13 protein-coding genes are annotated in these 12,917 nt (G+C 54.9%); 7 read left to right on the top strand and 6 right to left on the bottom strand.

Annotated elements, in window-relative coordinates; translation table 11 throughout:
* The 4 genes from SVU69_11465 to SVU69_11450 form a co-directional block, all read right to left on the bottom strand.
* Nucleotides 1–2,433, bottom strand: a 2,433-nt coding sequence (locus tag SVU69_11465; GenBank protein ID MDY6943612.1) for a heavy metal translocating P-type ATPase, incomplete at its 3' end; no start/stop codon positions are given.
* Between the two features lie 63 nt (nt 2,434–2,496).
* Nucleotides 2,497–2,793, bottom strand: coding sequence for a metal-sensitive transcriptional regulator (locus SVU69_11460; GenBank protein ID MDY6943611.1), 297 nt, complete (start codon nt 2,791–2,793; stop codon nt 2,497–2,499).
* Nucleotides 2,790–2,990 carry a cation transporter gene (locus tag SVU69_11455; protein MDY6943610.1) on the bottom strand — a complete coding sequence of 67 codons (201 nt, stop codon included), beginning with the start codon at nt 2,988–2,990 and terminating at the stop codon, nt 2,790–2,792. The genes SVU69_11460 and SVU69_11455 overlap by 4 nt, the downstream gene beginning before the upstream one ends.
* 101 nt (nt 2,991–3,091) lie before the next feature.
* Complete coding sequence (locus SVU69_11450) at nt 3,092–3,856, bottom strand: NnrU family protein (GenBank protein MDY6943609.1); 765 nt, start codon at nt 3,854–3,856, stop codon at nt 3,092–3,094.
* A gap of 228 nt (nt 3,857–4,084) precedes the next feature.
* On the opposite strand from SVU69_11450, the gene SVU69_11445 reads away from it, so the two are divergent.
* The 5 genes from SVU69_11445 (at nt 4,085) to SVU69_11425 (ending at nt 9,810) form a co-directional block, all read left to right on the top strand.
* Complete coding sequence (locus tag SVU69_11445) at nt 4,085–5,308, top strand: amidohydrolase family protein (GenBank protein MDY6943608.1); 1,224 nt, start codon at nt 4,085–4,087, stop codon at nt 5,306–5,308.
* Nucleotides 5,309–5,381: 73 nt separating this feature from the next.
* Nucleotides 5,382–6,083 carry an outer membrane beta-barrel protein gene (locus SVU69_11440; GenBank protein ID MDY6943607.1) on the top strand — a complete coding sequence of 234 codons (702 nt, stop codon included), beginning with the start codon at nt 5,382–5,384 and terminating at the stop codon, nt 6,081–6,083.
* A 735-nt stretch (nt 6,084–6,818) separates the two neighbouring features.
* Nucleotides 6,819–7,616, top strand: coding sequence for a methane monooxygenase/ammonia monooxygenase subunit A (locus tag SVU69_11435; GenBank protein MDY6943606.1), 798 nt, complete (start codon nt 6,819–6,821; stop codon nt 7,614–7,616).
* 131 nt (nt 7,617–7,747) lie between these two features.
* A complete protein-coding gene (gene amoB / locus SVU69_11430; protein ID MDY6943605.1) occupies nt 7,748–8,989 on the top strand; it encodes a bacterial ammonia monooxygenase, subunit AmoB in 1,242 nt (413 codons plus the stop codon).
* A gap of 191 nt (nt 8,990–9,180) precedes the next feature.
* Nucleotides 9,181–9,810: a hypothetical protein gene (locus SVU69_11425; GenBank protein ID MDY6943604.1), complete on the top strand. Its 630-nt coding sequence runs from the start codon at nt 9,181–9,183 to the stop codon at nt 9,808–9,810.
* Between the two features lie 156 nt (nt 9,811–9,966).
* Here the strand turns inward: SVU69_11425 and SVU69_11420 are convergent, their stop codons facing one another.
* Together SVU69_11420 and SVU69_11415 are read right to left on the bottom strand one after the other, a co-directional pair.
* Nucleotides 9,967–10,872, bottom strand: a complete 906-nt coding sequence (locus SVU69_11420) for a poly(3-hydroxybutyrate) depolymerase (protein ID MDY6943603.1) — start codon at nt 10,870–10,872, stop codon at nt 9,967–9,969.
* 123 nt (nt 10,873–10,995) lie between these two features.
* Nucleotides 10,996–11,187, bottom strand: coding sequence for a hypothetical protein (locus SVU69_11415; GenBank protein ID MDY6943602.1), 192 nt, complete (start codon nt 11,185–11,187; stop codon nt 10,996–10,998).
* A gap of 493 nt (nt 11,188–11,680) precedes the next feature.
* On the opposite strand from SVU69_11415, the gene SVU69_11410 reads away from it, so the two are divergent.
* Together SVU69_11410 and SVU69_11405 are read left to right on the top strand one after the other, a co-directional pair.
* Nucleotides 11,681–11,830, top strand: coding sequence for a DUF2934 domain-containing protein (locus SVU69_11410; protein MDY6943601.1), 150 nt, complete (start codon nt 11,681–11,683; stop codon nt 11,828–11,830).
* 64 nt (nt 11,831–11,894) lie between these two features.
* Entirely contained in the window at nt 11,895–12,908 is a 1,014-nt protein-coding gene (locus tag SVU69_11405; protein ID MDY6943600.1) for a 2-hydroxyacid dehydrogenase, read from the top strand.
* Nucleotides 12,909–12,917 lie beyond the last annotated feature (9 nt).

Below are 12,917 nucleotides of genomic sequence, written 5' to 3'. Positions count from 1 at the left end.
CGTTGATCCAACGGTGAACCGGCGCAGGCGAAGAGAGTTGAACAATACAAATATGCTTGAGACGCTCATGGCGCCTGCGGCAATCATGGGGTTCAGTAACCAGCCGGTTAGCGGATAAAGCAAGCCGGCGGCGATCGGGATCAGCGCGACGTTATAACCATAGGCCCAAAGGAAGTTCAGGCGAATCGTCCGGTTACTCCGGCGGGATAACTTGATGGCGTGCACGATGCCAGTGAGCTCGCCACTCATTAAGACCACATCACCCGATTCGATTGCAATATCGGTTCCGGTACCGATCGCGATACCGACATCGGCTTGCGCGAGCGCCGGCGCATCGTTGATGCCATCGCCGACAAAAGCTACGCACTTTCCAGTTTGTTGTAGCTGACGGATTTTGCTCGCTTTTTGGTCAGGCATCACTTCCGCAATCACTTCGTCAATACCCAGTTGCTCGCTAATCGATCGAGCGGTTTGTTGATTGTCGCCCGTCAGTATGGCCAGTTGAAGACCGGTCTCTTTAAGTTGTTGAATGGCCGGGGGGGTGGTGGGTTTCATGGGATCCGCCACCGCCATTACGGCCAGAGGCTGTTGATCGGCCGCAGCATAAACAGGGCTTTTTCCTTGCGCAGCAAACTGATCGCCAACGGATTTCAGCTCGCTGAGCGTAATTCCAGATGCAGCCATATAACGTTCCGTGCCCACCCGTACGCGCTGGCCGTCGACCTCGGCCTCGACGCCTTGGCCCGGAACCGCCTGGAAGTTTTGGGCGCTTTTGATGCTGACGTTTTTGCCCTGTGCTGCCCGCACAATAGCCTCGGCGACGGGGTGCTCGCTTTGGCTTTCAACCGCCGCCACCATTGTTAGAGCATCGTCGCGATTACGCAGTGTCTGAAAGTCAGTGAGTTCGGGGCGGCCGAGCGTCAGCGTGCCGGTTTTGTCGAACACGATCACGTCGACTTGAGCCAAGCTTTCCAACGCGGCGCCTCGACGAAAAAGAATGCCCATATCCGCCGCCTTGCCAGTGCCGACCATCACCGCCGTCGGTGTCGCCAAGCCCATGGCGCAAGGGCAGGCGATGAGCAGCACGCTGACGCTGGCGACAAAGGCAAAACTGAGCGAGGGGTCCGGTCCCAGAGCCAACCATAGGCCGAACGTGATCGCCGCCACCAAGATCACGATGGGGACGAATACGCCGGCGATTCTATCCGCCAACTGCTGGATGGGCGGTTTGTCGGCCTGGGCATTTTCCACCATCCGGATGATTTGACTGAGCACGGTATCCGCTCCGACGCGGGTCGCTTCTATGGTCAGTGCGCCGAGCTTGTTGATGGTGCCGCCAATGACTTCGCTGTCGCGGCGTTTTTCCACGGGAATCGGCTCGCCGGTGACCATTGATTCGTCGACGTAGCTCTGTCCATCCAGCACCATTCCATCGACCGGGATCCGCTCGCCCGGTCGGAGTAGGATCTGGTCGCCGGTGATCACGGCTTCGATCGGGACCGTTCGCGGCTGACCGTCTTTCAGAACAGTGGCGGTATTGGGTTGGAGTCGCAACAGCCGTTGGATGGCTTCAGAGGTTCGGCCTTTGGCAATGGATTCGAGATAACGGCCCAGCAATATCAGCGTGATAATGACACCTGTTGCCTCGAAGTAGCTGGTGGCCGTGCCCGGCGGGAATATGCCCGACGCGAACAGCGCCAGTACCGAGTAGCCGTATGCGGCAGTGGATCCGATCATGACGAGGCTATTCATGCCGGGGTTGAGGTGTCGGAGTTCGGCCCAGCCAGTTTCGAAGAACCGCCGTCCGCTCCAGAACAGGACGGGGGTGGCTAAGAAGAACTCCAGGCCCATCCAGACTTTTTCTGAAAGCAGTTCATGCATCGCAGTTCCCAGCCCGGGAGACATTCGTCCCATAGCGATTATGAACAACGGCACGGTGAAGCTGGCGGCGAAGAAGAGGGCGTTGCGGATCTTTTGTTGCTCGGTGGGGCCTTCGACGGTGGCGCCGCTTTCCAGGGCCGCCACCTCGTAACCGGCATCTCGCCCCGCCTTTTTGATGCGCCCCAGGTTGACGGTTGCCGGAAGGTAGCGCACGCGCGCTCTTTCCGTCGCGAGGTTGACGTTGACATCAAGAACGCCGGGAAGCTTGCTTAACGCCTTTTCGACGCGGCGCACGCAACCTGCGCAGGTCATCCCCTCGATTCTTAGCTCCTCTTCGCGTTCTTTGACGTGATACCCGTTGTTTTCTACTGCCTTGATGATGTCGATGGCCTGTGCTTCTTTGTCTTCGAAGCGCACATTGGCGCGTTCCGTACTGAGATTGACGGCGGCATCTTGGACGCCAGAGACGTTTTCGATCGCACGTTCGACCCGTCTTACGCATGCGGCACAGCTCATGCCTTCTATCGCGAACTCGATGCTTTGTTCAGTCATGATGCGCCTTTTGCCTTATATGAGGGCGGTCCGGTTCGTGGAGGCCTTTCGTTGGGAGTGCAGCTAGCGGTATTTAAATAATTCCATGAGCTCTGCCACGATTCGGTCATCGTCGCCGCGCTGGCGGGCATTGATCACGTGATGGGCCAAGTGGCTTTGTAGGACGATTTCGCTGACTTTATCCAACGCGCCATCGACCGCGCGGATTTGCTTCAGCACCTCGACACAGTAAGTGTCCGGTTTTTCGAGCATTCTCAGGATTCCGTCTACGTGTCCGCGGATTGACAGCAAGCGGCGCCGGGCGTCTTCTCTCGCGTCCGGTGCCAGTTGCATGGTCTCGGTTTTACCCACCGAGCTCATACGAGTTCCGCCTCATATCCCTCTTCGGTTACCGCGGCGATAAGTGCTTCGGTTTTCGCATCGCCTTCGATGACGGCCTCGCCTTTAGTGACATCCACTTCGATGACTCGCTTTACGCCTGGTACGGCCTTCAGGGCGTTTTCCACCGCTTTGGCACAGTGGCCGCAAGTCATTCCTTCGATTTTCAGTTTGATCATGATGTGTTCCTTCAAGGCTGGTTGTGATCCACCCCGCCCGGGGTGGGGTGGAAGGTCAATAATAGGGAGCTTTGCAGCTCCCCGTCTAGTGTCGCTCGGGATCAGGTGGGTCGGTTTTTCCGCGTCGTCGCTTGTTTGTCAACGCGAGGCCCGCGTGGCAGAAGCATAGGCGTGCTTTCCCGGTAGGTGCGGTAGTCTTCGCCCAGCGTGCGCATCAGGTCACGTTCTTCGTACTGTATGCCAATGACGATGTAAACGGTCAATCCCAAAGCGAGCAGCAGGTGGCCAGCCGTCAGTACGGGCGTCGCCCACAGACCGATTAGCATTCCCAGCATCATGGGGTGACGGACCATCCGATACAGGAAACTCATCCGAAATTCGACGGGCGTATAGGATTTTTTCACCAGATTTAGGTAGACCTGACGCAACCCGAACAAATCAAAATGGTCCGTGAGGAATGTGGATAGCGTCGCGATCAACCACCCCAGGCCGAATAGCCCGTAGATCAACCCGTAGGCTATGTTGTTCTCGAATTCCCAGATGACGCCTTCGATGGGCTGCCAAAAAAACACGATGGCGCCCAGTAGTACGCTCGAGATCAGTACGTAGGTGCTTCGCTCTATGGATTCCGGTACCAGCCGAGTCCACCAGCGCTTGAAACCCGGGCGAGCCATGACGCTGTGTTGGATACCGAAAAGGGCGAGAAGCAAGACGTCCACGGCCATTCCGGTCAAACCGCCCGGTTCGCCGGAGCTCACCGTCTTGGGGACCCACAAATCCCCGACGAATAGGATGAAGTAAACAAAAACCAGCAGGAACAATACGTATGCAAAAATTCCGTATGCCGCTGCGATGAGCTTGGCCATTGTGTCGTTATCTCCTCTGTTTTTCCCTTGTGTCTTGTGACATCCCTGTTATTGGTTATGTCTTCGTCGTCACAGCGTGCTTAAGCCGGCCATTATATCCACGACCCGATTTTCCGCGAACGAATCTTCACCAGGAGTACCTGTTGAGGATGGCCGGATGATAGGGTTGGAGTCAGCGTGCTCAAGGTCTGACGACCTCGGATTCCTCATTCATTAGAGACCGCACAAATGGCCCAGCAGCTTTTTCGAGCCACTGTCGTAAACCCGGTAAGCGAGGATCAGTGGCAAGTTATTGAAGATGCAGGATTGTTGGTGGAGCGGGGCGTGATTCGCGCGATGGGCTCCATTGACGACTATGCGGCGCTGGAGGCGCCAGAGGTCATCCCTCTCGACGGGGTCGTTGTTCCGGGTTTTGTCGACGTTCATATTCATTGGGTTCAGCATCATGTGCGGGGGCGCTTTCGCGGTGAGCTGATGCCGTGGCTGAGCGATTCCATATGGCCGGAGGAAATCACTTTCGTTGATCCGGTCTTGGCTCGGCGCCGTGCCCAGGAGTTTTTTGACGACTTGTTAACCGCCGGAACATTGGCAGGCATGGCCTATTCCAGTCCGCATCCGGCAGCGCTACATATTGCGCTTGCCGAAGCGGTTGGCCGTTGGCGCATCGGGAACGTCATCATGGCGAGGCAGGCGCCCGCCGAACTGATCGACTCAAGTCAGACAGATATCGCCCACATCGCGGCTTTGGCCGCTGAGATCGGCCCGGATCATTACGTGCTGACCCCCCGGTTTGCTTTAAACCTGGACGCCGGGCTTTTGGCGGCGTTGGGCGAACTGGCGTGTCGAGAAGGCTATTACGTCCAAACGCATTTGGCGGAATCTCCTGCCGAAGTTACTGCTGTGAACAAACAGTTTCCTGAAGCTGTGGATTACACCGATGTCTATGATCGGGCTGGACTGCTCGGTCGCCGTTCGGTGCTTGGGCATTGCATTCATCTTTCTGAGCGGGAGTTGCGTTGTATCCAGGCTCGTCAGAGTTGGATCGCACATTGTCCCAGTAGTAACGAAGCCCTGGGTAGCGGTCGTATGGACTTGGAAGCCGTCCGGCGATTGAGCATTCCTTGGGCGCTGGGGAGCGATGTGGGCGCGGGACCGAGTCATAGCATGCTCCACGTGATACAGCGTTTTTTGACCCAGCACCGCAGCGCGGGGGTTCAAGTTCGTGCCGAAGAGGCGCTTTATCGGAGTACACTGGCGGGCGCTCGCTGCTTGGGGTGGCAGTCAAAGATAGGGCAATTGAACGTCGGCAAAGAGGCCAACTTTGTGCTATTGCCGCGCAACGGCGGTCGTTGGAACGCGGTCGGCTGGTTGGAAGACGTTATCGCCGGAACGCCGGATGCGTTGGAGACTCGCCCGCTGGGCGTTTGGTTGCAGGGTGAGCGAGTGCGGTAGATCACGCCCGACCCGTATTTGAAATCGTTGCGCAGATTGCATTTTTAAATCTAACGAACGGAAGGATGTACGCATGGATTTGGCCCGTTTTCATAAAAAATTGGGGGTATGTGGGGTCTCTGTTTTGGTTGCGTTTTTGGGTCGCTCGGCACAGGCCGCGGACTACTACGTTGCGGCTCAGGGCTCGGCGGTATGGGCTTCGGACTCGACATGGGACGTTATCGATACCGATTCAATTGCTCGTTTATTGGCGATTCCCACCGTTATCGACACCGATATCAAGACCGATCTCAATCCGGGGTTTGGCGCCTCGGCCGCTTTCGGTGCCCGGTTTAACGATCGTTTAAGGGTTGAAGGTGAATTGCGCTATGTTCGCAACACAATCGACGGCGGCCGTGTGTTGCAAGTTCCGTTGGATTACGTCGGCGGCGCGGCTGGTGATGTGGCCTTGGCATTTGCAATGGGCAACGTCTACCTCGATATTCCTCTGCGCGATTGGTCGTTGAAGCCGTATGTGGGCGCTGGGCTCGGCTGGAGTCAGGTGGACGCCGAATTGGCCATTGGCGGATTCTCCGCCGTCGATGCGTCGGACGGGGTTTTTGCCTATCAGCTCATGGTTGGTGCTGCTTATCCCGTAAGCATTCAGGCCGAGATCTTCGCGGGTTACCGTTTCTCCGGGATACGCGATGCCACATTCGAGTGGGCGCTGCCGACCGAGGTGGAATTCGACTGGCGCGCGCACCAGTTGGACCTCGGCGTACGTTGGTATTTCTGATCGACGACGGGCCCCTGCGGGGAGTGGTTGATCTATGTCAATTCGATCTGTTTAAGTGTTTGCAACATCTTGAAGCCTATACTTAGTATTAACGGCCTGCACAAGGGCGGTCGGCGGCGAACCCTTTACAGTCGCGATGAAAGGGGGGGTGGCATAGGTGTTGTCAGCACGCTGTGTATAGAAGTGTTGTGATCCCGGTGCCATACCAGTCGTTTAGTTGGTGTTGTGCATCGGAGAGGGAGTGGAGTAACATACCGGGCTCACTTCAGGTCGAGGGGGAGCACTGGCACTTCGCCTTGCTGAGTTGATTTTAGATTGTTTGTCGACCGGAATTTACGAACGGGCGCTTAAATCGATACATATATCGTGAGTGATTCCCCGGAATCCGGGCGGCTGAGTCCACTGCAACGTTCCTCGATTTGGCGGTCGGGTTCGTAAACAGAAGTTTACTGGAGACAGTGCTGACTTTAGTCAACGACCGTTCATTAAATGATGTGATCGGCGTGTCGGTTCGAAGCCATTGCAGTCAGCAACCGGTAGCCGAGGACGCCGTTTTATCGGCACTGAACGTTGAATCTAAATACAAACGTTTTCTATGCGGTAGTCAGTTGGGACATCTGATTACCTGGTTGACGGCCTCGCTTATCACGAGGCGTTGTGTTCGGTCTATGCGTACTAAGCATGGGTATATCGGATGCGTTACTTCATGAGTCGTTTTAGGGAGGCGGCAAAACTATGAGTTCGGTTGGTGGGGTCTACGGGAAAGATTCGGAGGAACGGGAAGACGCGCGACCCGTTCGTTCGGCTATCAAAACGCGAAGCGAACAGCTTCAGGCTTGGAAGAACATCGACTACACGATGATTCCGATCTTTACGATTTTGATCGGCGGTGTGACGGTGTTTTTGATCGCCTTGACGGTCGGAGACTGGGACTATTGGCAAGATTGGCGCGATCGCCGTTGGTGGCCTTTGGTGACGCCGTTTTCGTTGGTGATTCCCTGTGCCATTTTTAGCTACTTCTTTTGGAAGCGATTCCGGCTTCCCATCGGTGCGACCGCTATTGTGGTGGGATACATGTTGGGGGTATGGATTAGCCGCTACATGAACTTCCATATTTTCGCCAACTTCCCGATGAATTTTGTTTCGCCGTCGACTTTCATTGGAATGGCAATTCTGATCGACACCACCCTGCTGATGGGCCGAAGCTTTTTCTTGGCAGGCCTGGTTGGCGCGTTCTTGTTTGCCATTGTGATTTACCCGCTGAACTGGGTGACCATGGCGCCGTTTCACGTTCCGGTTGAATATCACGGCGTGATGGTGACCGTCGGTGACCTGATGGGATATCAGTATATCCGGACCGCAATTCCGGAGTACGTCCGTATCATTGAAGAATCAACTCTCAGAACGTTCGGTGAGGCGGTCGCGCCGTTGACCGCGGTATTCGCCGGGTTCATTACCTTGCTCAATTACTATCTGTGGGTTTGGATCGGCTCGTTGTTGACCCGGACGGGTTGGTTGCGACGGCTTGTCTGAACGGCTGTTGACGAGGCTTAGGAGTTGATCCGACAAGGAGCTGTTTGCGTGGCAGGCAAGGGATCAATCAGTTGCTTGTCCACGCACGAGCGCCTATCGGTTTGAAATAAATGGATTGGTTGGGTAATACGATGGAAAAAAGATTATCGGCAGGGCGTTTGGCCTTGCTTGGGTTGTTGATTGTGCTGATGCAGTTGCCCGTCGCAACGGTCTACGCGCACGGCGAGCGGGCGCAACAAGCCAGTTTGCGTATGCGGACTATTAACTGGTTCGACGTTGACGTTTATCCGCGCGAGGTGAAGGTTAACGATATTGTCACCGTGAAGGGTAAATTCGTACCGTCCGTTTGGTGGCCCGAACATATCGCATCGATTGAGGAAGCGTCCTTCCTTAACATCGGCGTGCCTGGTCCTGCGTTTGTGCGCTTGGATTCCCGCGTCAACGGCGTTCCCATGATCCGTTCCACACGATTCGAACTGGGTAAAACCTATGAGTTCGAAATCAAGCTAAAGGCCCGGGCGCCGGGTGAGTATCACGTTCACCCCGTGGTCAGCATCGAATCGGCGGGCCCTGTGATCGGTCCAGCCTATTGGGTCACAGTGGGTGGTACTCAAGCGGATTTCGAGAATTCCATTACCACGTTAACCGGCGATACCATCGATCTGGAAACCTATGGTATGGCCACGATCATTCGTTGGAACATCTTGTGGTTCATCATCGGTATTGCCTGGATTGCTTGGTGGTTCCGGAAAATGCCGGTGATTATGCCGCGCTATATCCAGGTCGAAGAGCTGGGGGATGATGCCAATAAGCTGATTACGATCCCCGATATGATCGTTTCCTTCCTGTTCTTTGGTGGGGTTATGGTCCTCATTGCAGGCGGGTATATGTGGTCAAGTTACCAGTATCCCATCACAACGCCGCTGCAGACGGGTAAAGTCGAAGTTGAACCCTTGCCCGAGCCGGTTCAGTTGATCGATGTGGAAGTGGGCGATGCTCGCTACCGCATTCCGGGTCGGAGTTTCCAGATTCAGCTGACCGTTACCAACCGGACCGATAACCCGATTCAAGTTGGCGAGTTTTCTACCGCCAACATCCGGTTCATCAATCCCGAGTTGTTAGATGTTAAGCCTCAAGACAAACACGATTTGGTAGCTTCTAACGGTCTGAGGGTGGACGATCCGCCTATTCAACCCGGCGAGACCCGAACCATCACGGTTTATGCGGAAGATGCGTTGTGGGAAACTTATCGTCTGACCAGCTTGCTTTACGAGCCGGATAGCCGTTTCGCTGGTATGTTGTTCTTCTATGATTCGGAAGGACGACGTTACTATCAGGAAATCGGCGGGGCGATGTTACCTACCTTCCTGTAAGTAACGGTTCCTGGGGAACCTTCCGAGGTACAGGGAGGTTCTCCAGGATTACCCTTAGTCTAGATAGAGGCAGCAATGTCTGGGCGTGGCATTTGAATTGAATGACCACGCTTTTTTTGGAAGGGATGTTCGGGTAGAGAACCACAGGCGTTAAGTCGGTTCGATATCTGATTTTGATTAAACCAAGACGGTTGGCAATTCGAATGAACAGGCATAAACTCCGACTCGCTTTTTACGTCCGGTTTTTATCCATTGCACTCACGATCCTACTTCTCGGCCAGTCTGTTGCTTGGGGCCACGGTGGGGTATCTGTGGAAGATGACCTTTGCGTGATGAGGATTGGGTCATACCGGGCACACTTTACCGGTTATCAGCCGGAGAAGCGGGCGACACAGGAGTTCTGCGAAGATATTCCTATTGTCGGCCACGCGATTTTCGTACTCGATTTCATGAGTGACGAGTTACGAAATATGGAAGTCGATTTTCGAATCATCAAGGACGTTAACGAGATCGGCAATACGGCCACCTTGGCGGACCTTGGAACCCAGCAGGATATCGAAGCGGCCACGATCTTTTATGCGCCGCCCAAGAGATATCCGACCGGAACGATTTCACTGGATTTCTCGTTCACAGAAGAAGGCCGCTATATCGGGATCGTGACGGCGACCTCTCCGGATGCTGGTGCAATTCCTCCCTCGGTTTTCCCCTTCGCAGTGGGATTGTTCCCCATCTCTCGGTTTATTGTGCCGGTGGTGGTAATCCTTGTTTTGGCGGGTGGGTTATTCGCATTTCTGATGTCCAGGGCAATGCGCCGCTCTTGAGTTTCTGCTCAAGTCCCTATAGTGATTATGCGCCAGATTTCTCTGCGGAAGTCTGGCGTTTTGCTTTTTTATCGTTTGGTTTGGGGCAGCGTTTGGGCGGCCAAGACGGCTGATGATGCCGCCCCCGGGTTCTCACGCCGCTCTCTCTCAGCAATGTCAGTTGGATGAACTCAAGTCTCGTTCCGCAGCTGAGAAAAACCGTATGATTTCTCTGTTCCGATCCGGCCATTTCATATGCCCACCCGGCGACTGGCAAAACCATGTCTGAACGTCGTTGCGACAATCCGGGAAAACGACACAACCGTCGACGTCGCTGGGGATCGGTTCCTGCTGGCAACCGCTGCAGTTCGCCCACCACCGTGCCGCACTCTCGCCGAAGCTTGGAAACAAACGATCTTTCTCGTTGTGCATGACCATGACCGATAGCGGATCCGGGCAGGAGTAGGCCTTTAAATCACCGGATCGGATTCCGGCCGCGCTAGGGGCGATCGCGGCAGGGATATGGCGTGTTTCTTCCATAAATGCGATGGCGCTTGCGATGGTTCCACCGTCTGAGTGGCCAGTTAGGTAAACCCTTCGCATATCGATGCACCATTTCTCACTGATTTGCTTTGGAATGGTACTGAACTCCTGGACTGCGGAGATGCTCATACGGCCGCTACCGGCCCAGGCGATAATGAAGCCGGCGCGCGTAGCCTCTCGCGTCAGTCCCACCATCCTTTCGGACAGGCTCGCGCTCAATCCGCTGGGGGCGTACACCACCACAAGCGGGTGGGCCTGGTTGGGATCATAGTTGGTGGGCGTCTTGACGGTATATCGAAATCCCTGTTCGGTGCGTTGATCGCGGAAGACGCCGGCATTGCCATCACGCGGGCCCGACGGACAGCCGGAGGCGGCATTGGCTGGGTAGTCGTAGGCACCAGGGGTGAGCGCTTCGCCCCAGTAGAGGTGTGTCGATGCGAACCACGTGGGCAGGCCGACAATCAGCAAGATCAGTAACACCCCCACCAACGTGAATAGTCGTCCGACGAAACGCGTTCGTTTATGGGAGGGTTTGTTCATGGAATCATCGGTGTCGTTAACGAGAATGTGCTTCGCAACATGATGGATCAGAACTTGTTTGGTCAGTGCTCCAAATACACTGGGATTGCTGATTGATCACTATCGAAAAGGTTGCTGGCTGTGCTACCGATCATTCTTGTCCTTCTCGAACCAGCCGAGAATACGTCGGTAGCGATCGTTGTCCCAACTCGGGTCGATGTCCAGTTCGTCCAGCGAGGGGTAGTCGTCGGGGTCCATCTCCCGGTCGGAAGCAATTTCCAAAACGATCAGTAAAGCAATGGCTACCAGGATGAGAATCATGCTGATTTCCGGCATGGCGTTTATCCCACTGAGCTTCAATTGTATTCCGTCATCAGCATAGCAGCTTTCCAATCCGGTGTTTCGTCCGCGCGGATTTGTCTGGGTTCGTGTGCACACAAGAGTTGACGTGCATCTCTTTTCGCACTAATCACAGAGGTAGGTTATTTGGCGTCGCAACGAGGGAGCGAGAGCGCGAAGCGTTCACGCGTGTTTCATCTGATACCGGTAAGGTGTTGTCAATACTTAAAGGTACGTCGTTATGACATCCAAAGAGCGTCCTCCCGTCACGGTACAGCGTTCCGTTAAAAAGCGGTCAAGCAAGGCTGCGGCAGACAATTCTGCGTCGACAAAAAGCAAAACGTCCGGTTCGTCAGGCAAGGGGGGCGCCAAATCCCCTGCCAAGGTGTCGACGCGATCACGTTCCAAAGAATCAACTGTTACGGAGCGTACGGCAGCGAAGCAATCGACGGTGAAACGAGGTCGGTCAGGGGCGCGCTCTAAGAAGCCTTTGACGATTGTTACACCGACTGAGCGAGAACGCATGATCGCCGAGGCGGCCTACTATTTGGCCGAACAGCGGGGATTTGTCCAGGGCACCGAGCTGGACGATTGGTTAAACGCGGAGTCTGCCGTTGAGGCCTTGTTACGAGGGGATTGACCGTCGACAATCAGGGGGCGTTTTCCTGGTTATCTTGGCTCTCGACTAAGCAGGTATTTCCCAAATGGATGTGCTGGTCTTCAGCGCTCGGCCTTATGATGAAACCTATTTGGGCGCGGCCAATACTTCGGGTCGGCATACCCTTCATTTTTCCGATTCGACCCTGACGTCAGAGACGGCAGTTTTGGCCAAAGGGTACGAGGCCGTGTGCTGTTTTGTCGATGATCGGCTTTGCGCGGATGTGCTCAAGCGGCTCAGTGACGGTGGGACTCGCCTCGTTCTTTTACGGGCCACCGGTTATAACAACGTCGATCTTGCCGCGGCCGAGCGTTTCGGGATCACGGTGATGCGTGTGCGCGAATACTCTGCCCAAGCTGTCGCTGAGTTTGCCGTCGGCTTGATCCTGGCGCTCAATCGCAAAATACATCGCGCTTATAACCGGGTTCGCGAGGGCAATTTTCGCCTCGATGGTTTGTTGGGCTTCGATCTTCATGGCAAGACGGTTGGTGTGGTAGGGGTTGGCAAGATTGGTTTGGCATTCAGTCGCATTATGGCCGGATTTGGATGCAAATTACTGGCGTATGATCCGTTTCCCAATCCCGATGCCGAGGCGCTCGGTACGGTTTACGTGGATTTTGAGCAACTCTTGGCGCAATCCCATATTGTCTCTCTTCATTCTCCCTTGACGCCTGAGACGCAACATCTCATAAACGAGAGTACGCTGTCGCGAATGAGGCGGGGGGCGATGTTGATCAACACCAGTCGGGGTGCGCTGGTCGACGCATCTGCACTCATCGACGCGCTCAAGAAACAGCATTTGGGTGCCGTTGGCTTGGACGTTTACGAAGAGGAATCTGATCTGTATTTCCAAGATTTGTCCGATACTTTTATCCCGGATGACATTTTTACCCGACTACTGAGTTTCCCGAATGTCATCGTAACGGGCCACCAAGCCTTTTTTACCCACGAAGCATTGACCGAAATTGCCCAAACCACGCTGAATAACCTTGACGATTTCTTGGTTGGACGGGTTAATGAGAATGTGCTGGATGTCGGTCTAATCGGCTCACCGAAATAAAATTTAGGA

The sequence above is a fragment of the Pseudomonadota bacterium genome (assembly GCA_034189865.1).
GTDB lineage: Bacteria > Pseudomonadota > Gammaproteobacteria > UBA5335 > UBA5335 > JAXHTV01.
Note: the sequence above shows the minus strand (reverse complement) of the source record. Positions and strands in the feature narration are given on the sequence as shown.